This is a genomic window from Bacillus cereus group sp. TH152-1LC, assembly GCF_027710505.1.
GTDB lineage: Bacteria > Bacillota > Bacilli > Bacillales > Bacillaceae_G > Bacillus_A > Bacillus_A mobilis.
In genome coordinates, this window is the sequence record NZ_JAQFNK010000005.1 from 217,174 (window position 1) to 239,177 (window position 22,004).

Consider the following 22,004-nt stretch of genomic DNA (forward strand, 5'->3'; position numbering starts at 1 on the left):
ACACAATTTAACTTTCAAGGGGAGAGAGTCATTATGGGAGATGTAAGTATAGGACAACATGATACAAGAATGAAGATTGCAACGAGAAATATTATTTTAATGATGATTGGAAAGATGACGTCTTTATTAGGGGCAGGAATTTATACATTTGCCATGGGATTATACGTTTTAAAGACAACTGGTTCAGGAATGGGTTTTGCAACTACGCTCGTTTGCGGATCACTTCCAAGGATGATCTGTGGTCCGATTGCGGGTGCTGTAGCTGACCGTGTGAATCGAAAATGGCTTGTCATTGGCACTGATTTATTAAGTAGCTTAACGATGCTTATTATGTTTATTCTTGCTACTATATTTGGACCATCACTTCTTTTTATTTATGTTTCAGCAGCATTATTATCAATTTGTGCCAGTTTTTATTCTGTTGCATTAACTTCGTCTATTCCTAATTTAGTAGATGAGGGGCGTATTCAAAAAGCGAGTGCTTTAAATCAAACAGCAGCTTCTTTATCAAATATATTAGGGCCGATTATTGGCGGAGTTGTATTTGGTTTCATTTCCATTAAATCGTTCTTTTTGTTAAATAGCATTACATTCTTTTTAGCAGTGATTGTGCAATTATTTATCGTATTTGATTTATACAAAAAAGAAGTGGCTGAGAGTAAAGAGCGTTTCTTGACGAGTATAAAAGAAGGGTTTTCATATGTAAAACGGCAGCATGAAATATATGGTTTAATGAAAATAGCGCTTTGGGTAAACTTTTTTGCGTGTGGGCTAACTGTAGCACTTCCATATATTATCGTCCATACATTGCATCTATCTTCAAAGCAACTCGGTACTGTAGAGGGAATGTTAGCGGTCGGGATGCTAATGGGTGCGATTGCTTTATCAGTGCGTAAAGAAGTGAATAATCCGTTTCGTTCTATTTATACGGGACTGTTTTTGTTTGCAGGTTTAAGTTTATGTACAGTCTTCCCATTGTTAGTTACGATTCCAAAAGTGGCAAGTTTTATTTACTATATTGCTTTTATGATGTTAACGGGTATTTCAATTATGATTGTAAATATTCCGATGCAAGTACATATGCAAAAAACGACAGATCCGAGCTATTTAGGGCGTGTGTTTGGCCTACTTGAAACAATTGCTACTGCAATCGCACCACTCGGTATGATTGTATATGGATTATTATTAGATATGTTGCCTACTAGCATTGTTATGATGACATTAGGCGGAGGTTTATTGTTAGTTGTATTAGTTGGGGTAAAGCAACATATGGCGAAAAAGCAAGTGGATGTGTCCGCTTAAAAATAAGAAAATAATAAAAATTTGACTTATCATAATAAAAATGACCGAATTAGTATTTTAGTTTTTGAAACTCTTTTTCATGTGTGTTACAGTAAAGTGAGCAGGCAAAGAAAAGGAGAAAACATCATGAAAAAATTAAGTTTTGTTATGCTTTTTCTGGTAGTCGTAATGGCTGGATGTAGTAATTATGACACGTATATTGATACAGGTATGCAATCATTGAAAGATGAAAAATATAGTGATGCAACGATGTGGTTTGATAAAGCGGAAAAAGAAAAATCAGGAAATGAAGCGAAATCATATAAAGAAATGGCCGAGAAAATGGATCACGGAGCAACTGCATTAAAAGATGGTAAGTATTTAGAAGCGAAAGACATTGCAAATGAAGTGTTGCAAATGAAAAAAGACGATGCACTTGAAACAGCTGTAACATCAAATGCAGAGAATATGCTTCAAAAAGCAAAAGATGTAGAAGAGAAAGTGAATGAAAGAGTAGCAAAGCGGAGAAAAGTAGAAGAAGAAGGAATCGATAAACTCATTAAAGCTGTCGATAGTATAGATGACGTGAAAGAAAAAGAGAAAAAAGTTTCAGAAGCATTAGATAAGGCTGAAGAAGCACAAGCAAAAATTGAAGCGAAGAAAAATAAATAGAGTTATAGTTTAAAAGGCTGTCGTGTATAACGACAGCCTTTTAATTTTTTGCTGCATAAGAAGTGATGTTATGTAGTAAAAAAGAAATAATTTTAGAATTCCATCTGTCCTCATGATGAATCGTATAAATGTTACGTTGAAATTCAAATCCAGGGATGGGTATGTAGCATAGTTCATTTCGGTTTACTTCTTGTTCAATAGCGAGTTTAGAAATAAAAGCAACTCCATTCCCATATTTTAAAATTTGTTTCATCGTTTCTAATGAATCTAACTCAATTTCAGATTGGAACGTAATGTTATGTTCTAACATCCATTGCGTAAGTAAATCTCTCGTTGTAGATGGATTACGATGCAATAGTATACGTTCTTTTTCGATATCTTGTAATGATACATTTTCTTTTTTTGAAAAATGATGTTCTTTTGAAAAAGCAAGAACAAGTGTATCAGGTATTATTTTTGTTTCTTGTAAAAGTGATTCATCAAACGGTGCCGCGGAAATTACCCCGAGATCAATTTCATGATTTTGTAGCATCGTTCGAATTTCAGGAGCTGTTTTTACCATGATTGTTATTTTTATATTTGGGAATTCGCATTGAAATTGGTGAATAATTTCTGGTAAAAGATAAGTTGCTGGTACATAACTAGCGCCAATTGTTATAGCACCTTTATGAAAATCTTTAAACTCTTGCGTGACCCGCCTAGCTTCTTTCATAAGTGCATCTATTTTACAAGCATAATGATGCAATGCCTCACCAGCCTCTGTTAAGAAATATCTTCCAGAACGTAATTCAAATAAAGGCACACCGAGTTCCTCTTCTAAGCTTTTTATATGGAATGTAATAGTAGGTTGTTTAACACCAAGTTTTTCTGCAACAATCGTAAGTTTTTTATATTTCTTAATAAGCACTACAATTTCTAATTTTAAGAGATTCATTATGAGTTGCCGCCTTTTTTATTTTAACTATAGAAAAAATCTATAGAAATAAATAGTTTATTAGAAGTTTTTTAATTTAATCTTTACAGTACATTAACATTCAGTATAAATCTTCCAGATAGAATGAAAGCAGGTTAAGAGTGAGGGGAGAGAGGTGAAACGATGGATATTAAAATTCATGGATTAGAAAAGACGTTTGGAAAAACGCAGGCGTTAAAACCGTTACAAATTGTCATGAAACAAGGTGAATTCACCACACTGTTAGGACCTTCTGGATGCGGAAAAACGACTTTACTTAGAATGATTGCAGGACTTGAAGAGCCAGATCAAGGTGAAATCTATTTTGGAGATACGTGCATGTATTCTTCAACCAAAAAAATAAAAACATCTCCTCATGAACGTAATATCGGGATGGTATTTCAAGACTTTGCTTTATGGCCGCATATGACTGTATTTGAAAATGTTGCATTTGGTTTAAGGGCTACAAAGCAAACGAATCAATTACGGGAAAAAGTAGAAGATGCAATAAAGAGAGTTCGCCTGCAAGGGATGGAGAAAAGATATCCACATGAACTCTCTGGTGGACAGCAGCAACGTGTCGCATTTGCAAGAGCGATTGTAACAAAACCGCATTTTATTTTGTTTGATGAACCGCTGAGTGCACTCGATGCAATTTTGCGAGAAGAAATGCGATTAGAGCTTATGGATATCGTTCATTCGATCGGATTAACGGCATTGTATGTCACCCACGATCAAACAGAAGCGATGTCAATGTCAGACCAAATTATTGTCATGAAACAAGGAGAAGTATTACAAAAAGGAACACCAGAAGACATTTATGTGAAGCCATCTCATGAATTTGTTGCAAAATTTGTTGGCAAAGCAAATTGGCTTGTAGAGGGGAAACAAATGGTTCGTCCAGAACATGTAAGCTGGACGAAAAATGAAGTGAGTGAAATGTATACAGGTGAAATTCAGCACGTTACATATGTAGGAGAACGGTATGAAATGAAAGTAAACATGGGGGCACTTGGAATATGGACAGCTTATCACGATAGTAAATTAAGCATCGGTAAACCAGTATCGTTATATGTGCCCAAAAAATGTATTCATCATATAGGGGGAGAATCGTATGAAGAAATTCAGTTCGCTTAAGTCTTTATTTGTATGTACTTTATTATTTTCGGCTGTAGTAACAGGGTGTAGTTCAAAGACAGGCAATGCAGATGCAAAGAGTAAAGCTACGAATGAAAAGAAAATTGTTGTATATAGTGCAGGACCGAAAGGATTAGCAGAAAAGATTCAAAAGGACTTTGAAAAGAAAACAGGTATAAAAGTAGAAATGTTTCAAGGAACAACAGGTAAGATTTTAGCACGAATGGAAGCTGAAAAGAAAAATCCAGTCGTTGATGTAGTAGTACTTGCATCATTACCAGCGATGGAAGGATTAAAAAAGGATGGGCAAACGTTAGCTTATAAAGAAGCGAAACAAGCTGATAAGCTTCGTTCTGAATGGTCGGACGATAAAGGACATTATTTCGGATATAGTGCTTCAGCGTTAGGAATTGTGTATAACACAAAAAATGTGAAGACAGCGCCTGAAGATTGGAGTGATATAACGAAAGCGGAATGGAAAGGAAAAGTGAATCTTCCAGATCCAGCACTTTCAGGTTCAGCTTTAGACTTTGTAACAGGATATGTGAAAAAGAGTGGAAAAGATGGATGGAATTTATTTGAACAGCTTAAGAAAAATGAAGTTACAGTAGCGGGGGCAAATCAAGAAGCGTTAGATCCAGTAGTAACAGGTGCGAAAGACATGGTCATTGCTGGTGTTGATTATATGACGTACAGTTCAAAAGCAAAAGGTGAACCGGTTGATATTGTTTATCCAAAAAGCGGAACAGTTATTAGCCCACGAGTAGCAGGAATTATGAAGGATAGTAAAAATGTAGAAGGTGCAAAAGAGTTTATTGATTATTTATTATCAGATGATGTGCAAAAACAAGTTGCTAAAGCGTATTTATTGCCAGGTAGAACAGATATAAAAGCTGAAAATAGACCGAATGTAGAAGAAATTCCGGTATTAAATATTGATTGGAAAACAGTTGAGAAAGAACAAGATGAAATAGGAAAACAATTTAAGAAAGTATTTCAATAAGATGGTGATTACATGGTAAATCGATTCATGTCAGTAAGACAAGTTGGAATGACGGTAGCGTTGTTACTTGTGGCGATGTTAATCGTCATTCCGCTTTTCCTCATTTTATTTTCTAGTGTATATGAAAATAGTAGTTGGAATTTTTTAAAGTCTTTTGAAGTGATGCAGAGTGGTGGATTAGCTGGGATTTTTCTAAACTCGATGCTTTTAGGTGTACTCGTAGTAATAGGAGCGACCATATTTGCATTTCCACTAGCGTTTATTATGAGTAAAACAGATGTTGGAAAGTATAGTAAATTGGATATTATTTTTATGATTCCATTTATGACTCCACCGTATATTGGATCGATGGGCTGGATTTTGTTCATGCAGCCGAACGGCTATTTCGAGCAGTTTTTTCCGATGCTAAAGACGATTTCATCTTCGTTTTTTAGTTTAGGAGGTATGGTTTTAATAATGAGTCTGCATTTATTCCCATTCCTTTACTTCATGTTGAAGAATACTTTACTTCAAATCGGAAGTAGTAAAGAAGAAGCGGCAGCAGTTCATGGTGGAAGATTTTTCTATCGTTTACGAAAAATCATATTGCCGTTATTAGTATCAAGTTATGTAATGGGTGCTTTACTTATTTTCGTAAAGACGATTGCTGAATTTGGAACACCGGCTACATTCGGACGTAGAATAGGATTTCATGTGTTAACATCAGAGATTCATAAATTTATTTCAAGTTGGCCAATTGATTTTAGTAGCGCAACAGCATTATCTTCTTTATTACTTAGTGCATGTATGCTCATTTGGTATATGCAAAATGTATTGAATCGAAAGTACTCATATGCAATGGTTAGTGGAAAAGGTGTGAAATCTAAAAGGTATACATTGTCTATATTTACACGGGTTGTAGCATGGGTTTATGTAATTGGTTTATTAATCGTATCAATTGGAATCCCGTATTTTTCTATACTGATTGCTTCATTATCAAAATTAAGAGGTGGCGGCTTGCATGTAAACAACTTTACAACGAGCCATTATGAAGCATTGTTTACAATTGGATCTCCAGGATTAGAGGCTTTATGGAACAGTTTTCTATTTTCACTTATAACAGCAATTATTGCTGCTACTATTGGAGTCTTTTTGGCGCTTATGATTCGAAAGGGGAAAAAGTCCTCTGAAAAATGGCTTGATATGTGCGGTATGTTACCAAATATGGTACCAGGAATCGTGATGGTTGTAGGGCTTATTTTGTTCTGGAATTCACCCTATATGCCCCTGTCGATTTACAATACACCAGTCATGGTTATCGTAACATACGTCGTTCTTTTTTTACCTTATACGGTGCAGTATGTAAAAGCATCGCTTGGACATATTGATGATTCTCTAGTACAGGCTGGAAGTATTTTTTCTGGAAATTATATTTACATTTTTAGAAAGGTAATATTACCCCTTATTATCCCGGGCATTCTGGCTGGATGGGCGATGACATTTACAATCTCGATAAGAGAGTTAGTAGCATCGCTTCTCGTACTACCTCCATCAGTAGAAACGTCAGCAACATTTATTTTCGCTCAATTTGAGCAAGGAGAAGTATCTATTGGGATGGCGATGGCTGTCGTTTCAGTTGGACTTACAACAGTATGTTTATTACTTCTGCAACATATGGAGCAAAAGCGAAAAGGGGTAGCAGGATGAGGGTAGAAGTATGGGGAGGAGCGGGAGAATATGGTCGTTCCTGCTACTTCGTAAAAAATAAAGAGACGAAAATAGTATTTGACTGTGGTATTAATCGGTCATATGAGGATAGTTATCCAAAAATGGAGAGGGAAGTTGTACCATTTTTAGATGCAGTATTCTTATCACATATTCACGAAGATCATACAATGGGTTTACCTTTATTAGCGAAGTATGGATATAAGAAAAAAATTTGGACGACTCGTTATACGAAAGAGCAACTTCCCGCTTATTATGAAAAATGGAGAAACTACAATTTGGCGCAAGGATGGAATGTACCTTATAACGACCAAAATGTTAAAGATTTAAACTATGTTTGTATTGATGAGATTAGTAATCCGAATGAATGGATACAGGTTACTCCTACATTGCGTTTTCAGTGGGGATATAGTGGGCATGTATTAGGGGCTGTTTGGTTTTTAGTGGATATGAGTCATACATATGTATTTTATTCTGGCGACTATTCAGCAGAGTCTAACATACTACGAGCTAATTTACCTGAGAAATTGCGTGGGGGGATAAAAGTTGCAATCGTAGATGCCGCTTATCATACTGACGATGTTTCGCAACATGAACGAGTAAACGAACTGTGTGCAGAAATTGAACGAGTTGCTCAAAATAAAGGAATAGCATTACTACCATTGCCACCGCTTGGTAGGGCGCAAGATATCGTATTGTATTTGTATGAAAAATATAAGGAACTTCCCATTATAGTAGATCAAGAAATTTTGGATGGATTCCAAGAGATGTTCGTATATAAAGATTGGCTCAAAAATAATGAAGAACTTGAAGGGCTTATGGAGAGTTTAAAAAGAAACATAATCGTTATGGATCATGACATCGGTACGCAAAATAGTTATGGAATAGTTGTCATGAGTGATGCGAATATGCAAACGAAACGGGCCCAGTTATATTATGAAGAACTCCGGCATGAAGAACGAAATTCTATTATCTTTACTGGACATATTGCTAAAGGGAGTTTTGCAGAAAAAGTTTTGAAAGAACGTGTAGGTAAAGAATGTAGGGTGAAACGAGTTCCATATAAAGTTCACCAAAGTATAAGAGATGTGAAAGAGATGTTAAATACATTATTACCAGAACATACGGTGTTAGTACACGCTTTGAAAGAGGATACGGATCGATTGCAGGAAAAGCTTAGCATGGCAGGGTATGAAAATGTGTATTCACTTGCAATGGAATGTGTAGAAGTTATTTAAAATGTAAAGGGGATCGGTATATGAAAAAGGTATTTGTATTCGCAAGCATTTTCTTTTGTTGTTTCCTGTATAACGTTAAGGAAGGCTTTGCCGCCAGTCCGATGAAACCTAGTTTTGAAGTGAAATTATTATTAAAGCCAGAACAAGTATTAGGTTATAACAAAGAGATGAACGAAGAGGTACTAGAATATTTCCAGGCTGGTACAAATTATGAAAGAATACAAGTGCAATTTTTAGATACAGCGAATAAAAATTTAAGTAGTGAAGGTTGGTTTGCGAGAATTCGAAAGAAAGAATTTAGTAAAGATTTTGAACTAACATATAAAAAAAGATACCCTATTCAAAATGGTGTAATTCAAGATGCACTAGAAGTAGCTAAAAAAGATGGATTTGATAGTAAAACTGATAGTTATGAGGCAGAAGTAGATTGGGGATTTGAGAAGAAAACGTTAAGTATTTCAAATAAAAAAAGTTACAGCGCTAAAGGATATGGAGTACTTGATTTACCAAACGAACGAGCCGCTCAAAACATGTTAATAGAAAAGTTACCAGGGAAAATGAACAAATGGCTGTATACGAATTGGGGAGAAGAAATGCTCAAGAACTCTCGTATTTACGGTCCTGTATTAATGAAACGGTATACAGGGGAGTTTGAAAATATAAAAACGAATATTGAAGTTTGGCCACTAAGTAATACAGGGAATATAGAAGATGATTTTGTAATAGAAGTGTCGTTTAAAACGAGTGAGGAAAGTATTGCAACAAAACAAAGAGAATTATTAATGAAGAGTGTAGAACAAAAAGGATGGTTGTTACCGAAAGATAGTTTGAAGACAGAGCTTATTTTTCAGTAAATAATAAAAAAGGAATCCATATGCTATGGATTCCTTTTTCCTATATACGAGTATTAAGCTAAGTCAGCTGACACGAACATAGCATTATTTTGAAGGTTTTTAGAGCGTAAACTATAAGCAACTACCTTCTTTTTATATTGCTTTACAACATCAACATGTTCTTCATGACTATAAATGTAAAAGACAAAATCTTTTTTACCACGTTTTGCATTGATAATTAAAGGTGTGCCCTCATTGTATGGTGGTGCATAATAGCGATCCAAAAATAATCCTTCGTTAAAATCATGAATAATTTTGGATTTCTGTTCGCCTTCTAAGTTATTTCCATTGATTGTAACAGTCGCATTCTCTTCTTCAAGTTGTGGATGTGTTTCGTACTTGCTAATGATGGATTCAATAACAGAGTTAGGAAGACTAGAAACGATAATTTTAAATGCCCCAAATACAACTAACATAACAATAAACCAAGTCGTCATAGTATATCATCCCCTTTATTCTATTAAATAATATAACTCATATGGTAATAGTACATATGGTGAAGTTTTGTATAATTTGTGAAAAATATGCCATTTTCATGAACAAAATGTTAGAAAAATCAATTTTGTTACAAAAAGTTGAAATCGAAGTATTTTAAAAGAAAAAGGTTTATAATAAAAACATAACTAATAACAACATTACTAATTATAAGGAAGTGTAACTATGAGTACTGTAACAATCGTATATGGTATTATTCTTTCTACAATTATTGGTTTATTTATTGTCGGGGTATCACGTTATATTCATAAATGGAAAGAAGGCGTTGCGAAATTAAATCACATTGAAGAAGAACTGAGTGATTTAATGTTACATCATGGTAAGTAAAAAGTTTATTTTTTAACTAAACAATGTGAAGAATATCACAAAGCATGCTCTCCTTATGAAGGCATGTTTTTTTGTTATGTCAATGCTTAGGCACATTCATACATTTTTTCCATACGATACAGTGTGAAAGTAGAAATGTTCGGAGTGGAAAAGAGGGATAAAATGAGTAGTTCAGGTTATGTTCCAGATAATAAAAACTTAAAGAAAAGCTCAGGAACTCCAAACCTTTTCTTTGATTCGAGAAAAAATATCTTTTTTAAAAGGGATGAGAAAAACGTTGCATATGAAGTTACGTCAACGCAGTTACCAGCGATGATAGGTGGAGCATTTGTTGATTTATTTATGACGAAAGGGCATATGCGAGAACCGCATTGGCATCCGAATGCGTGGGAGTTGGATGTTGTAGTATCAGGAGAAGCAGTTACATCCATTTTAAATCCCGAAACGAATCAATTACAAAATTATCATGTAAAAGCGGGGCAAACTGTCTTTATTCCAATGGGATGGTGGCATTGGATCACAGCGGTAACAGAAGAAGTACAATTACATTTGTTCTTCAATAACGATCAGTTTGAAACAGCAGAAGGATCAGACATACTTAGATTAACACCGCCAGAAGTATTTCAAGCTGCATACGGTGTAAGTGCAGAAAAATTAGGAAAGGACCTTTCGCCAATTAAGGAGTCAGTTGTAATTGGTCCTCCTAACTCCAATCGACTCAAAGGTGTTAAAGAAAGTGACGACTCAAATATAGTCGTTACGTTAAATGGACAAATAACATCATGTGAAATAGAGTAACTCTTTCTTTTACAACATATTTGTTAGATAGGCTTGGAATAGAAAGAGTAAATGATAGTTTAACAGAGTTAGAGCTTACTAGTCATGACAAGTTCTCTTCGTATACTGCTTCACTATATATGAGAGGGTATGTAGAAAAAGAGCTTCATGAGCCAGAAAGTCAATCGTTAGAAATGTTACGTAACATGTCAAAGGATGAGTATAATAAACATGTGTTACAAATTCATGAATGGATGAAAGATGAAGCAGAATGGAAAAAGCGGGATATCCCATTAAAAGTAGATATGGAATTTCAACGAATTTGGTCAGATCGATTAGTGGGTGCGAATGCTAAAGATTATATGAGTATAATGGAGAAGATAAATGGTAGGAATTATTTTCCAAAATCAATACAAGAAGAAATCGAGAATATTTTCAAAGGAACAGTTAATAATAGTAAGTTAGAATACGCTGGTCAAAAAGGTGGGTCTACCGCATTCGTATTGACAAAAAGTTTGTATACGACAGATAAGAAGGGGAATAAGGTAGAAGCTGTCATTATGTTTAACGATATACAAGATCAAGTTGCATACCAAAAGCTGAGAAATAATATAGATTATTTTATTCAAGAGGCTATAACAGATGAAGAGTTTAGAAATAAATTATAATGAAATAATTTTATTATGTAAACAAAGGGGTACTTATGAAAAGTGCTCTTTTTTTAATACAGGATTTTCCAATCTTATTATTGAATATAGATTGAAAATAAGAAAGGAAGTTGAAAAATGACGACAATATATTTCGTTCGCCATGCCCACTCTACATATACAAAAGAAGAACGGGAACGGCCGTTATCTGAAAAAGGGCATTGTGATGCAGAGAATATAACACGCTTGTTAAAAGATAAACATATTGATGTTGTGATCTCTAGCCCGTATAAAAGAGCAATTCAAACTGTGCAAGGAATTGCGAATGCATATCATGTATCGATACAAATAGAAGAAGATTTACGTGAAAGGTTATTAAGTACAGAGCCGGTACAGGATTTTAATGATGCTATGGAGAAAGTGTGGGGAGATTGGAATTATGCATACGAAGGCGGAGAATCAAATGATGTAGCACAAAGACGTGCTGTAATATGTATGCAAAGTATATTAAGAAAATATAAAGGTAAGAATATTGTAATAGGCACCCATGGAAATATTATGGTATTACTAATGAATTATTTTGATTCGAAATATGATTTTCAGTTTTGGAAAACCCTTCATATGCCTGATGTGTATAAAATAACTTTTGATAATAATTGTTTCAGTTTTGCTGAAAGAATACAGTCTACAGATTATCAGATAAATAATTTGTAAAAGTTTATCAAAAAAAGAGGAAAGAGAGAAGTTATTGTAGAAGTATGACTTTGTAACATAAAAAATATGTGTTAAAGGAGGCTGTTTACATGTTTGAGAAAGAGAAAGAAGGGCTTATTGAAGTTCACAACGTATATGAAATTGTACCAGAAGATGGAACAATTATTGGTATGGCAACGGAAGAAGAAATGGAAATTGCTGCTGAACTAGAGCTGCAGTACTATGCCCATTCTCGTTTGCTAGAAGCAAATATTCAGTTAGACGGTTCCTCCTACAAAGAGTTACTTCAGGAGTTCCAGGAGTACGAAAGAAAATCAATGAGCTTTTGGCGAGCAATACATAAGCGTTTAGCTGTGCCATGGGCATGGGTATTACGTATTGATGTTGCGAATGGTCCTATTTATGTAAGTAATGGGAATTCGTATTACGAAGAAATCGATGATGAAGAAGATTATGAATAGATAAGTAAGGAAGCAGCTTTAGTTGCTTCCTTTTTTTATTTATAGAGATTGAACAGCCTCAATAATAATATCTGGTCGATCAATTTCGATTCCGTGACCAGCATGTTCGGCAAGTATATATTGGCTATGTATTGAGAGCTGTAATTGTTCATGAATCAGTTCTTGCCACATTGATTCAAGTTGCGTCGCTTCCTCTTTTGACATGCCGCCTTCAGTCAACTGAGTAATAGAATATTGAGGGTCTCTACCGATAACGATTAAAGGTGTTTCTAATTTTTTATGTAGCTCTTTTATTGAGTGGGTACAATTTTTCTACTCGCATAGTTCAGAAGCTGTCGCTTTATATAATAGAGGCGAGATAGAAAATTCAATGTAATGTCTTGATTGATTAACGAGTATAGATTTTAGTTCATTATAAAGCATGTCTACATTCATTTTGGAGTACGTATTATATTTTTGAAGCCACATATCATCCGAGTCAGTCTGATCAGAAATTGGTAAATGAAGTTCATCTAGTCGGTGTAAGTTCATGGAAGTAGAATCAACTAAAATAAGTGCCTCCAGCTTATCTTCATGTAGCATCGCAAAATGTTGTGCGCATAAGCCGCCATAGGAATGACCGATTAGAATGATTGGCTTGTGAATATCCAGTTTTTGTAGCAACAAATGAAGTTCTTTTGTTACTTGTAACGTAGTACGTGAATAATTCCCTAGCTCACTTTTTCCGTAACCTGGGCGATGGTATGAAACGACTGTAAAGTGCTGTGAAAGCTTTTCTATCATAGGAAGCCAATCATAAAATGAGCAAGTCATTCCGGTTTGAATGACTACCGTTTGTTTACTACTTCCTTTTATATATACTTCTATAGTTTGCCCTAATACCTCTACAAGTTTATAAATAATAAACCCTCCTAACTAAGCTTGAAATAATTTTTGACAAGCAAAAACAGTGCACCAAACACCTATACCAAACAGGACAGATGTACTAAGTGAAAAAGAATTTTTTAGACCAATATAGACGATAAATAATAGTAGTGCGGATGCAGGAAATCCATATAATACGCCTATCGCAAATTGACTTAATTCTTGTTTGTTCCCACCTTCAAAAGAAATCCAAAATAGGCTTAGTAAACTAACGAGTGGAAGGGCAGCAATAAAGCCGCCTATCGCACTGTAATGTTTAGCGACTTCAGTAATAACGCCGATAATAAGTGCGGAAACGATTACTTTAACGAGGAAATGCATATTTTGCCTCCTTCGCTAATAACGAAAAGGCTTTTTCAATTAATTGTTGTTCTTCTTTTGATAACTGAGATTCTAATATTTTTATCTTTTCTTTATCTAGTAAAGTATGCTTTTCTAATCCTTCAATGCCTTCTATCGTTAATGTAAGGTTTACAACTCTTTCATCTTGTTTGTTTCTTTCTTTTATAATAAATCCTTTTTGAATAAGACGCTTTACGTGTTCAGATGCTGTGTTATGAGAGAGACTAAGCTCAGTAGCGACTTTTCCAATTGTTATATCTTTCTCACGAGAAACGATTTGTAAAATACGAATAGCTTGATGGGAAAGGTTGTCTTCATATTCATATCGTAAGTGATAATAAATACTCTCCCAATGTTGATTGATGTCTTTCATAATGATAAATCCTGGTTTAAAATTCTTATAAAAATCTATAAATCGTTGGCGAACCAAGTCAAATGCCAACTACCGAAAAGGAATCTCACCTTTTTCCTGTCCGTAAGGGTTGTGACCTTTTCATCCACCTATTGTGAAAGAATGACGGCAGGTTCCTGTTAGGAACGATCTGTCCTTGCATACGACCATTCATCCAAGTCAGTAGTATGCAAGAGGTTATAAGAAATAAACCAGTACCCCCCTTCTCATTTAAATTTTAAATACGAATTGTTGATTGCTCATATAAACAGTTTTATGAAGAATGCTCCACAATTTCCAATTGTGATATTCTTGCCACGTTTGAATTGTTTGTAACCATTTTATATATATTTTTTTCGTATTCTTTTTACTTTCTTCCATGGAAGCAACAAGAATACGCAGTTTTTTTGTAATTTGGTTTTTTAATAATAATATAATCTCTTTTGGTAATTGTTCTTGCAATTCTAATCCACGTCTTGCGATCGTGAAGGCGGCTGCTTCATGAACGCTAATACCGAAATTTTTACTGTATTTTAATTTTCCAATCACAATTGTATAAGCGGGGTTTACTGTTTTAACAGAAAATCCGTTACGAAGAGACATGCGAATTAAACTGTTCAACATCTTTTTATACGTAAATTGATGGAAATTACGATTACTGTATTTATCAGTATCATGAGATTGTTGAAACTTTAAATCTTCTAAAACAATTCCACCTACATTGTTTTCCAATAACCATGTTTTAATTTGTTGTACGATTTGTCCAATTATCGTTGCGCGTTTGTTTGTTGAAAACATATTCAGATTGTGTAGATAAAAATTTTTTGACCCTTTAAAATTACCTTGTTTTGTACATAAACTAACTGCAATACGGTCCGGATTTACATCAATTCCTGCAATTACATCTAATTGTGGTGTTTCCTTGAAATCTAGTACACGACCTATTGCTGTTTCATCAAACGTAATATTTACATAAAATTCATTTTGTTTACGAATGATTTCTACACTATATTTTTGATGCTCTATAATCGGTTTTCCTTTTGGATTTACACCAATTTGCTCTCCCATAACGACATTTGTAATTTGATGATAAAAACGATATGGAATGATAATCGGAACTTTGATTCGCGGGCTTTTTGTTTTTCCATTTGTTAGTCTTAATGGATTTGCAATTTCTAACCATCCTTGCCCACAGTCATCAACTGTAATGCGCATGTTCAAATTCCCTTTTTTGCTTTTATCTCCACGAGAATATAATTGTCGTGTCCGCAAATCTTTCCATTCTTGATTGGATATCTTGTTTTTCATTCTTTCATAGAAATTTTTCCGCCCACCAAAAATAATAGGAGGTAATGTTTTATTTTTAATATGTTTTGCATATGTTTCAATTTTTTGTTCTAATTTTTGTTTTCGTTTTCTTAAACCAATTAAACAAGTTTCTAATGAAACTTGTTTAGGTCTTTTTTTGCCGCGTTCATAATCATCTATTTTTTGTAACGTCTTTTCTAACTTTTTTTGATTGTTTTCTAGGTAAACAGGAAGAAGTTCTTTTTGAGAGAAAAGGATCATTTGCGCTTGTAAAATCGCATCTTCACAAAAACGTTTATTTAACAAATATTTAGGTTGTAGTTTTTTTATCAATTCTTTCTCGTTTTCGCCCTCAATCAAACGATTAAAACTATATCGTTTTGCACTTTCGAACGTACGGATCAAAGTAATTAAATCTTCCGTTTGTTCTTTTGTAATAGAATTGATTTTACAAGTACGTGTTGTTTTCATCCTTTTCCCCCTTTTCATCACCTGAAAATATTATAGGTTGAATTCTGTAAAATATAAAACCTGTAATTGTAAATTTTTATAGTTTTTTATAGATTCTTATTTACTGTTATTACCTCCTATTTTTATATCGTATAATAAGATATATTCGTTAATTTAGACATAAAATCCTTTTATTTGGATAAAAAATGTTGAAAAAGTTTATTTTTATTGAAATATAAGGTAATCTATGTGTAAAGGTATACATTTAGCAAGAGAGAGGATGATAGCTGTGAATACATTCAAATGGATGAGTCATGAACAGATGTATGTAGATGAAATACATGTTGAAAAATGTGGTCCTCTTTCAGTCGGCGTATATGGGGGAAATCAAGAAAGTGATGCATATGAACGAGGAGATGCGGTACTTGCTTGGTGGGATCCTGAATTACAATTTGAATTTGTTATGATTTTTGATACACACCACAAAACAAAAAATATTGATTATATAATAGAAGCAATTTCAGAAAGAAAAGAGAAACTAAAAGAGTTATTTTCCTACCCGATACATTTAGCTTTTCATCATACACATATGTACTTATTAGCGTTATTTACAGATGAATTGTTTATTGAAAAATGTGATCAAAATGATGAGGAACTTGCATGCTTAATTTGTTTACGAAAAGGCGAATTTTTATATTGGCTATCAGTTGGTGATTGTTTCGCATATTTATTCCATTCTGAGAAAACGAAGAATGGTAAAGGGCGGTTAAATAAACGAAAGAATTACGAATATATCGGTAGGAAAAATATTTTTGCGGCAAATACACCTTGCTTTACGTCAGGTGTAAGAGGATTAGAAAAAGGAATGAATCATATTGTAATGGCAACGGACGGTATTTTAGAATGTGATAAACAAAGGTTTGATGATGATCAATCATTAGTAGAAATATTGCACGACGGAAGTTGCTTACAGATTGAACCAGTATTAACAAATGTACTGCAGTGGAAAGGTAGAGATTGTGCCACTATTATTGGATGGTCTATTGATACTGAAAATAAACGATGCGCTAATTAATATAAAAGGAGTTCAAGGTTTTTATCCTTGAACTCCTTTTTGTTAAGCGATATGGATGTGATACGTTTGTAACCATTCATTTACTTGAAGCATATATTCCATAGCACTTCTTGCTTCAAAATTATTAATTTCTTTATTGCTTTCATCGGCAATGGCAAGTAATGTGGAATGATTAATAAGTGAGAAAATAGGATTGTTTTTATTACTGCACATGTCGAGTGATAAATGACGGATTGTTTGCAGATAATGTGGATCTTGTGAAGTTGGATAAGCACTTTTTCTTCTGTTACGTACATCGTCAGGTAAAGCAGGTTGCAGTGCTCTACGTAAAATGCCTTTTTCAATATTATCAATGCTTTTTATGTTGAAAGGAACGTTCCATAAATATTCAACTAATCGATAATCGCAAAACGGTACACGAACTTCAAACCCTACAGCCATACTCATACGGTCTTTACGGTCAAGTAAGAAAGGGAGAAATCTCGTTAAAAATAAATAAAACATTTGACGTTGTTTTGCGGATTTTTTGTTTTCGCCTTCAAGAGTAGGTACTTCAAGTATCGCTTCTTGGAATCGTGCATCAATATAGTTTTCTAAGTTGCATTGGTTATTTACTTCATTTAGTAGAAGAGGAGATGTATTTTTCCAATTCGTTAGCCACGGAAACTTATCTACATATAGTAATTCTTCTTGGTGAAACCAAGGATACCCGCCGAATACTTCATCAGCAGATTCTCCAGATAAAGCTACAGTTGCATCTTTTTTCATTTCGCAAAATAGTAAATATAGTGAAGTTTCCATTTCACCGGCACTCGGTAAATCTTTTGCACGAAGGGGAACGAATAAGTGATTTGCTAATTCTTCAGCATTCACAATAATATCATGATGCGATGTCCCTACATGTTCAGAAACGCGTTTTACCCAAGGAGCGTCTAAACCAGTGCGAGCAAATGTCAACTCGAAATCTTTTGCGCTATTTACAAAGTCAACGGAATACGTATGAAGTGTTTTATTTTCAGCAGCAAATTCTTTCCCCGCTAGTGCAGTAATCCCGCTAGAATCTAATCCTCCTGATAACATACAGACGAGAGGAACATCGGCAATTAATTGTCTTTTTACTGTATCTTGTAAAATAGATAAAATATGTGATGATGTATCTTCAGTACAGTCTGTATGAACCTTACTGTATAAATTCCAATACTTTTGAACTACTTTTTTATCACGTGTAAACGTTATACAATGTCCAGCACGCACTTCTTGAATATGTTTAAAGACGCCACAGCCTGGAGTTCGAAATAAGCCTAATCCAAATATTTCGTTTATGCCATCCGAATCAATTTCAGAAGGAACAGATGGATGAGCCAATAGCGCTTTTATTTCAGATCCGAAAATAATGCTGTCATTTCTTTCAGTATAAAAGAGTGGCTTTACGCCTAAATGATCACGCGCTAAAAACAATTGTTGCTTCTGATCATCCCATAAGGCGAAAGCGAAAATTCCGTTTAAATGTTGTACGCAATCTTCTTTCCATTCTAGATAAGCATGTAGTAACACTTCTGTATCTGAATGCGTTTCAAATGCATGACCACATTTTCGAAGTTGTTCTCTCAGTTCACGGAAATTATAAATTTCTCCATTATAAGTAAGAGCATACGTATAATCACCAGCACGAAATGTCTTAGGCTGTGTCCCGCCTTCTGGATCAATAACAATTAAACGTCGGTGTGCAAAGGCCGCATGAGGTGAAAACCAAAATCCTTCAGCATCAGGACCACGATGCTGAATACTATTTGCCATCTTTTCTAAAATAACATGTTGATTTGAAAGATCTTTCTGCCAATCTACCCAACCTGTAATTCCACACATACACATCTCATCTCCTAATTTAAAATGTTGAAAAGTAGATTAATGAAATAAAGTGAAACTTTAATCAGTGGGGGGCCAGCCCCCACTGATTATTAGTTGAACCAATCGGGCTTTTACGGGCAGTTATCTCCCACCTAACATCCTCGTATTCGCACAATTTTGAGGTGGGATTTACTGCCCGTTAATGCGGGGTAAAATGTACACTAAGTTAAAAAGTTACCACATAAATAGTGTACTACATGAATTAAAGTGTAGACTTGAGAAAATTTTCTTGTAATACATAGTTATGTGAGACAATGTCTTAGGGAAAGTATTCCATAACATACAAAAAATAAAAAAGATGAGAGAAAATTTTTTCTAAGACGTTATATAGGGTGTAAAAGCTTTTACAAAAAAATAAGGGGAATCGCTACATGAAATCAAATGAGAAAAATTTTATAAAAAGGCTACAACGGCAAAAAGAAGATGCGCTAGAATTTGTTGTCGATACATACTTACCGCTCATAAAAGGAATCACGCACAAAGTTCTACTTCCAGTTCAAAATGATGGACTCATAGAGGAATGTGTAAACGATATATTTCTTTCCATTTGGAATAACGCAAATAAATTTCATGGAGAGCCAAGTGACTTTAAAAAATGGATTGCGGCAATTGCGAAATTTAAAGCGATTGATTATTACCGAAAAGCGACTAAAAAAATAGAAATTATTTCAGATGAGTTTCATATCAGTACGGAGAAATCAGCTGAAGACGAACTAATCGTTATGGAAGATAGGGAAGAATTAATGCAGCTTATTAATCAATTAGAACCGTTAGATCAAAAGGTGTTCATTATGAAATATCTTCTCGGTATGAAGACAGAAGAAATAGGAGACAAGTTAGGGCTAACTCGGGCAGCAATCGATAATCGCGTGTACCGTGGAAAAAAGAAACTACAACAAAATGCTACGAATATTAGTTTTGGAGGTAGTGCAATATGAAAGACATTTATGAACTATTAAATGATATTGATATAGATGAAAAAGAACTTGAAGAAATTGAGACTTCTGAAATTGAAAAAGAAAAAGTAAAACGGAATGTAAAACAGTCGATACGTACGAAGAAAAAGATGAAAAGTTGGAAAAAAGGTGTTGCTGCTGCATCTATTTTAGTAGGATTATCAGTTGCAACACTGGGCATTGGATTTCCTACGTATGCCGGGGGATTACCAATTGTAGGTGACATATTCCGATTTTTAGATAATGGTAGAACAGGTCTATATGAAAATTATAAAGAGTTTTCGACTGAGTTGAATATGACGAGAGAGAGTAATGGGGTTAAGGTTACAATTAATGATGCTGTTTTTGATGGTAGAACAATTACCATCACATATTCTATTGAGAGTGAAAAAGATTTAGGAGAGAAACCGTTCCCATTTGGAAGTCCGCAAGTTATGGGCTTTAATGGCGGAGGAGGTAGTTCGAACGTTACAAAAGTTGGAGAGGGAAAATATGTAGGTATGACTACGATGAGTGGTCATGGTAGTGAAAGGCTAGATGTAGCAAATGTTTGGTGGGATATAGAAGCAATTGAGTTGGACTATGAAGGTAATACAATAAAGGGAAACTGGAATTTCGCACTTAGTTTAAAAGCAATGGATAGTAAGGAAGTAAAGGTTAATAGGGTTTCTGAAAATGAATTAATAAAAGTAAACATAGACAAAATGGAAGTAACCCCGATGTCCTTTATCGTTTTTTTCAATCAGGAAGAATCTAAGGCATTACGAAGTATATGGGATAGTGCGGATGTTGAGTTAGAAATAAAAGATGATTTAGGAAATAAATATGCAGGTGAAGGAAATGGCGGAACTAGTACAGTAGCCGAACCGCATAAAAGTAGTTGGAGTGCTACATTCCAAAAGTTAAACGAAAATGCAACAAAGCTTATCGTTACACCTCGTGTGCACTTGCGAGTGCATACACCTGAAAATCATGGCGGAGTGGAGTATGTGAATGGAAAAGAGAAGAAAATTGAAGTGCCGAATAAAGAAGCAAAGAGTAAAGATATAGTGTTGGATGATATTGTCATTGATTTAAAGAAATAGAAGAGAGACTGCCTAAAACCATTAGGCAGTCTCTTTTCGTTAAGAATTAGTTACGAGTAACGCATGCGGATGATGCGTTTTATACTCATCTTTCCATGGTATATTTAGTTGTTCCCACGATTCGCCGCTATCATTGGATTGAAACACGCCGTTGTTATTTAAAGTGTAAAATGTATGTGGTTCTGCAGGATTTGTCGCAAACATCGAAATGACTGTACCAATTGCTGATGGTAGACCTTGTTGTACTTGCTGGAAAGGAGTATCTTTCGTTTTACGATAAATATAAGATTCATAAGGAATACGGTGATGAGCGAGATCGGCACTTGGTGCGGCAGAAACGAGAATTGTATCGCAATCAGCCGGATCGATAGCCATGCTGTATAAATAATGATGTTCAAGTCCTTCACTGCATGAGATCCAGCTGTTTCCACTGTTATAACTTTCGAGGTATGCGCGATCAGGTCCGCCCATAAATCCGTCACCGCATGATGCATAAAGGCGATTTGGAGCGTCAGGATGCATAAGCAATTGATGAGCATCGATAGGAGCACCAAATTTTTTATCAATCCATGTATGCCCTCTATCATTACTTTGAATAACAGCACCTGCTTCAATTGAAACATGGATTGTATTTGGAGTGTTTGGATCAACTGTAATCCAACGTACGTGATGGGTGAAAGGTCTAGGCGGAAAAGCCCACGTATAAGAAGATAATAATGATTTCATATTTTTAAGTTCAGTCCACGTTTCACCGCCATTTTCTGAACTGAATAAAGCGCTCGGTTCTGTGCCGACATAAACGACGCCATACCCATTAACTTGTTCATTTGAGCTTATCGTTATGGAAGTGATAGAGGAGTGCAGAATACCATCCTCTTTAGGGAAATCAAAGTAACGATAGGAATCTCCAATCGGTCTCCACGAATCCCCGCCATCGTCGCTTAACCATAAACCTCGTCCAAATGTTCCGCAATATACACGGTTTTGTTGGAATGGATCAACTGCAATACAGGTAGGTTGCATATTTTGTAAGTGGTATGAGGTTTCATAGTTACCATATCGTTCTTTTACAACAACAAGTTCACGCTCCATACAGAGAAATAATCTTTTCAATTGTGTCCCCTCCTTAAAAATTCTTTCTTTAGTAAACAATATGAAAATAAAAAAGAAGTAGTCTTGTTTTTATTTGAGAAAAAGGACTTGTTTGAAAAAGAGCGAAGTGTGTATACAGAGGAAGCGGGATAAAGATGGGGAGTTTGTTTCA

The 22,004-nt window shown here is 34.7% G+C and carries 22 protein-coding genes and 2 pseudogenes; 16 read left to right on the forward strand and 8 right to left on the reverse strand.

Translation table 11 applies throughout. The features are described from left to right. Positions 1-33 precede the first annotated feature (33 nt). Together PDL00_RS15465 and PDL00_RS15470 are read left to right on the forward strand one after the other, a co-directional pair. On the forward strand, positions 34-1,302 hold the full coding sequence (locus tag PDL00_RS15465; RefSeq protein WP_270729915.1) for an MFS transporter: 1,269 nt from the start codon (positions 34-36) through the stop codon (positions 1,300-1,302). A 126-nt stretch (positions 1,303-1,428) separates the two neighbouring features. Beyond that, a complete protein-coding gene (locus PDL00_RS15470; protein ID WP_242250832.1) occupies positions 1,429-1,953 on the forward strand; it encodes a hypothetical protein in 525 nt (174 codons plus the stop codon). A gap of 40 nt (positions 1,954-1,993) precedes the next feature. Here the strand turns inward: PDL00_RS15470 and PDL00_RS15475 are convergent, their stop codons facing one another. Next, the gene (locus PDL00_RS15475) at positions 1,994-2,887 is read right to left on the reverse strand and encodes a LysR family transcriptional regulator (protein WP_242250833.1); all 894 of its coding nucleotides are present in this window, start codon (positions 2,885-2,887) and stop codon (positions 1,994-1,996) included. Positions 2,888-3,049: 162 nt separating this feature from the next. On the opposite strand from PDL00_RS15475, the gene PDL00_RS15480 reads away from it, so the two are divergent. From PDL00_RS15480 to PDL00_RS15500, 5 genes are read left to right on the forward strand one after another with little or no spacing between them, the layout of a single operon-like run. Next, on the forward strand, positions 3,050-4,042 hold the full coding sequence (locus PDL00_RS15480; protein ID WP_270729918.1) for an ABC transporter ATP-binding protein: 993 nt from the start codon (positions 3,050-3,052) through the stop codon (positions 4,040-4,042). After that, complete coding sequence (locus PDL00_RS15485) at positions 4,020-5,045, forward strand: ABC transporter substrate-binding protein (protein WP_270729920.1); 1,026 nt, start codon at positions 4,020-4,022, stop codon at positions 5,043-5,045. Before PDL00_RS15480 ends, PDL00_RS15485 begins: the two co-directional genes overlap by 23 nt. Positions 5,046-5,057: 12 nt before the next feature. Beyond that, positions 5,058-6,731 (forward strand): ABC transporter permease, encoded by a 1,674-nt coding sequence (locus PDL00_RS15490; RefSeq protein ID WP_270729923.1) that lies wholly within the window; start codon positions 5,058-5,060, stop codon positions 6,729-6,731. Beyond that, entirely contained in the window at positions 6,677-7,987 is a 1,311-nt protein-coding gene (locus tag PDL00_RS15495; protein ID WP_270729925.1) for an MBL fold metallo-hydrolase, read from the forward strand. The genes PDL00_RS15490 and PDL00_RS15495 overlap by 55 nt, the downstream gene beginning before the upstream one ends. A gap of 20 nt (positions 7,988-8,007) precedes the next feature. Then, a complete protein-coding gene (locus PDL00_RS15500; RefSeq protein ID WP_270729927.1) occupies positions 8,008-8,841 on the forward strand; it encodes a hypothetical protein in 834 nt (277 codons plus the stop codon). 53 nt (positions 8,842-8,894) lie between these two features. Here the strand turns inward: PDL00_RS15500 and PDL00_RS15505 are convergent, their stop codons facing one another. Continuing rightward, positions 8,895-9,317 (reverse strand): YfmQ family protein, encoded by a 423-nt coding sequence (locus PDL00_RS15505; RefSeq protein WP_061680579.1) that lies wholly within the window; start codon positions 9,315-9,317, stop codon positions 8,895-8,897. 41 nt (positions 9,318-9,358) lie between these two features. Between PDL00_RS15505 and PDL00_RS15510 the strand changes: the two genes are divergently transcribed. The 6 genes and pseudogenes from PDL00_RS15510 (at position 9,359) to PDL00_RS15535 (ending at position 12,301) form a co-directional block, all read left to right on the forward strand. Further along, positions 9,359-9,475 (forward strand): multidrug transporter MatE, encoded by a 117-nt coding sequence (locus PDL00_RS15510; protein WP_080685354.1) that lies wholly within the window; start codon positions 9,359-9,361, stop codon positions 9,473-9,475. 65 nt (positions 9,476-9,540) lie between these two features. Next, positions 9,541-9,702 carry a hypothetical protein gene (locus tag PDL00_RS15515; protein ID WP_061680580.1) on the forward strand — a complete coding sequence of 54 codons (162 nt, stop codon included), beginning with the start codon at positions 9,541-9,543 and terminating at the stop codon, positions 9,700-9,702. Between the two features lie 162 nt (positions 9,703-9,864). Then, positions 9,865-10,500 (forward strand): cupin domain-containing protein, encoded by a 636-nt coding sequence (locus PDL00_RS15520; protein WP_061680581.1) that lies wholly within the window; start codon positions 9,865-9,867, stop codon positions 10,498-10,500. Positions 10,501-10,511: 11 nt separating this feature from the next. Then, a pseudogene (locus tag PDL00_RS15525) lies at positions 10,512-11,147 on the forward strand (serine hydrolase); the annotation flags it as partial. A gap of 117 nt (positions 11,148-11,264) precedes the next feature. Next, positions 11,265-11,840: a histidine phosphatase family protein gene (locus PDL00_RS15530; RefSeq protein WP_270729931.1), complete on the forward strand. Its 576-nt coding sequence runs from the start codon at positions 11,265-11,267 to the stop codon at positions 11,838-11,840. Positions 11,841-11,929: 89 nt separating this feature from the next. Beyond that, positions 11,930-12,301, forward strand: a complete 372-nt coding sequence (locus PDL00_RS15535) for a hypothetical protein (RefSeq protein ID WP_242250841.1) — start codon at positions 11,930-11,932, stop codon at positions 12,299-12,301. A 39-nt stretch (positions 12,302-12,340) separates the two neighbouring features. On the opposite strand, the pseudogene PDL00_RS15540 reads toward PDL00_RS15535, so the two are convergent. From PDL00_RS15540 to PDL00_RS15555, 4 genes and pseudogenes are all read right to left on the reverse strand, one after another. Continuing rightward, positions 12,341-13,156 (reverse strand): annotated as a pseudogene (locus PDL00_RS15540) (alpha/beta fold hydrolase). A 60-nt stretch (positions 13,157-13,216) separates the two neighbouring features. Then, positions 13,217-13,546, reverse strand: a complete 330-nt coding sequence (locus PDL00_RS15545) for a DUF3147 family protein (protein WP_242242996.1) — start codon at positions 13,544-13,546, stop codon at positions 13,217-13,219. Then, positions 13,530-13,940 (reverse strand): MarR family winged helix-turn-helix transcriptional regulator, encoded by a 411-nt coding sequence (locus tag PDL00_RS15550; protein WP_098613265.1) that lies wholly within the window; start codon positions 13,938-13,940, stop codon positions 13,530-13,532. The genes PDL00_RS15545 and PDL00_RS15550 overlap by 17 nt, the downstream gene beginning before the upstream one ends. A gap of 249 nt (positions 13,941-14,189) precedes the next feature. Then, positions 14,190-15,737 carry an IS200/IS605 family accessory protein TnpB-related protein gene (locus PDL00_RS15555; protein ID WP_270729934.1) on the reverse strand — a complete coding sequence of 516 codons (1,548 nt, stop codon included), beginning with the start codon at positions 15,735-15,737 and terminating at the stop codon, positions 14,190-14,192. 226 nt (positions 15,738-15,963) lie between these two features. On the opposite strand from PDL00_RS15555, the gene PDL00_RS15560 reads away from it, so the two are divergent. Next, positions 15,964-16,791: a protein phosphatase 2C domain-containing protein gene (locus PDL00_RS15560; protein ID WP_242250842.1), complete on the forward strand. Its 828-nt coding sequence runs from the start codon at positions 15,964-15,966 to the stop codon at positions 16,789-16,791. A gap of 42 nt (positions 16,792-16,833) precedes the next feature. Here PDL00_RS15560 and asnB read toward each other — a convergent pair whose 3' ends face one another. Continuing rightward, the gene (gene asnB, locus PDL00_RS15565; protein WP_270729936.1) at positions 16,834-18,657 is read right to left on the reverse strand and encodes an asparagine synthase (glutamine-hydrolyzing); all 1,824 of its coding nucleotides are present in this window, start codon (positions 18,655-18,657) and stop codon (positions 16,834-16,836) included. Positions 18,658-19,070: 413 nt separating this feature from the next. Between asnB and PDL00_RS15570 the strand changes: the two genes are divergently transcribed. Together PDL00_RS15570 and PDL00_RS15575 are read left to right on the forward strand one after the other, a co-directional pair. Further along, positions 19,071-19,637 carry a sigma-70 family RNA polymerase sigma factor gene (locus tag PDL00_RS15570; protein WP_270729938.1) on the forward strand — a complete coding sequence of 189 codons (567 nt, stop codon included), beginning with the start codon at positions 19,071-19,073 and terminating at the stop codon, positions 19,635-19,637. Then, the gene (locus PDL00_RS15575; protein WP_270729941.1) at positions 19,634-20,740 is read left to right on the forward strand and encodes a DUF4179 domain-containing protein; all 1,107 of its coding nucleotides are present in this window, start codon (positions 19,634-19,636) and stop codon (positions 20,738-20,740) included. Before PDL00_RS15570 ends, PDL00_RS15575 begins: the two co-directional genes overlap by 4 nt. Before the next feature lie 39 nt (positions 20,741-20,779). Here PDL00_RS15575 and PDL00_RS15580 read toward each other — a convergent pair whose 3' ends face one another. Continuing rightward, the gene (locus PDL00_RS15580) at positions 20,780-21,853 is read right to left on the reverse strand and encodes a glycosyl hydrolase (protein WP_270729942.1); all 1,074 of its coding nucleotides are present in this window, start codon (positions 21,851-21,853) and stop codon (positions 20,780-20,782) included. Between the last annotated feature and the right edge of the window lie 151 nt (positions 21,854-22,004).

Coding starts and splice junctions, on each gene's coding strand:
- PDL00_RS15465 (WP_270729915.1), top strand. CDS start 34: ATGGGAGATGTAAGTATAGGACAACATGATACAAGAATGAAGATTGCA.
- PDL00_RS15470 (WP_242250832.1), top strand. CDS start 1,429: ATGAAAAAATTAAGTTTTGTTATGCTTTTTCTGGTAGTCGTAATGGCT.
- PDL00_RS15475 (WP_242250833.1), bottom strand. CDS start 2,887: ATGAATCTCTTAAAATTAGAAATTGTAGTGCTTATTAAGAAATATAAA.
- PDL00_RS15480 (WP_270729918.1), top strand. CDS start 3,050: ATGGATATTAAAATTCATGGATTAGAAAAGACGTTTGGAAAAACGCAG.
- PDL00_RS15485 (WP_270729920.1), top strand. CDS start 4,020: ATGAAGAAATTCAGTTCGCTTAAGTCTTTATTTGTATGTACTTTATTA.
- PDL00_RS15490 (WP_270729923.1), top strand. CDS start 5,058: ATGGTAAATCGATTCATGTCAGTAAGACAAGTTGGAATGACGGTAGCG.
- PDL00_RS15495 (WP_270729925.1), top strand. CDS start 6,677: ATGTTTATTACTTCTGCAACATATGGAGCAAAAGCGAAAAGGGGTAGC.
- PDL00_RS15500 (WP_270729927.1), top strand. CDS start 8,008: ATGAAAAAGGTATTTGTATTCGCAAGCATTTTCTTTTGTTGTTTCCTG.
- PDL00_RS15505 (WP_061680579.1), bottom strand. CDS start 9,317: ATGACGACTTGGTTTATTGTTATGTTAGTTGTATTTGGGGCATTTAAA.
- PDL00_RS15510 (WP_080685354.1), top strand. CDS start 9,359: ATGGTAATAGTACATATGGTGAAGTTTTGTATAATTTGTGAAAAATAT.
- PDL00_RS15515 (WP_061680580.1), top strand. CDS start 9,541: ATGAGTACTGTAACAATCGTATATGGTATTATTCTTTCTACAATTATT.
- PDL00_RS15520 (WP_061680581.1), top strand. CDS start 9,865: ATGAGTAGTTCAGGTTATGTTCCAGATAATAAAAACTTAAAGAAAAGC.
- PDL00_RS15530 (WP_270729931.1), top strand. CDS start 11,265: ATGACGACAATATATTTCGTTCGCCATGCCCACTCTACATATACAAAA.
- PDL00_RS15535 (WP_242250841.1), top strand. CDS start 11,930: ATGTTTGAGAAAGAGAAAGAAGGGCTTATTGAAGTTCACAACGTATAT.
- PDL00_RS15545 (WP_242242996.1), bottom strand. CDS start 13,546: ATGCATTTCCTCGTTAAAGTAATCGTTTCCGCACTTATTATCGGCGTT.
- PDL00_RS15550 (WP_098613265.1), bottom strand. CDS start 13,940: ATGAAAGACATCAATCAACATTGGGAGAGTATTTATTATCACTTACGA.
- PDL00_RS15555 (WP_270729934.1), bottom strand. CDS start 15,737: ATGAAAACAACACGTACTTGTAAAATCAATTCTATTACAAAAGAACAA.
- PDL00_RS15560 (WP_242250842.1), top strand. CDS start 15,964: ATGTGTAAAGGTATACATTTAGCAAGAGAGAGGATGATAGCTGTGAAT.
- asnB (WP_270729936.1), bottom strand. CDS start 18,657: ATGTGTGGAATTACAGGTTGGGTAGATTGGCAGAAAGATCTTTCAAAT.
- PDL00_RS15570 (WP_270729938.1), top strand. CDS start 19,071: ATGAAATCAAATGAGAAAAATTTTATAAAAAGGCTACAACGGCAAAAA.
- PDL00_RS15575 (WP_270729941.1), top strand. CDS start 19,634: ATGAAAGACATTTATGAACTATTAAATGATATTGATATAGATGAAAAA.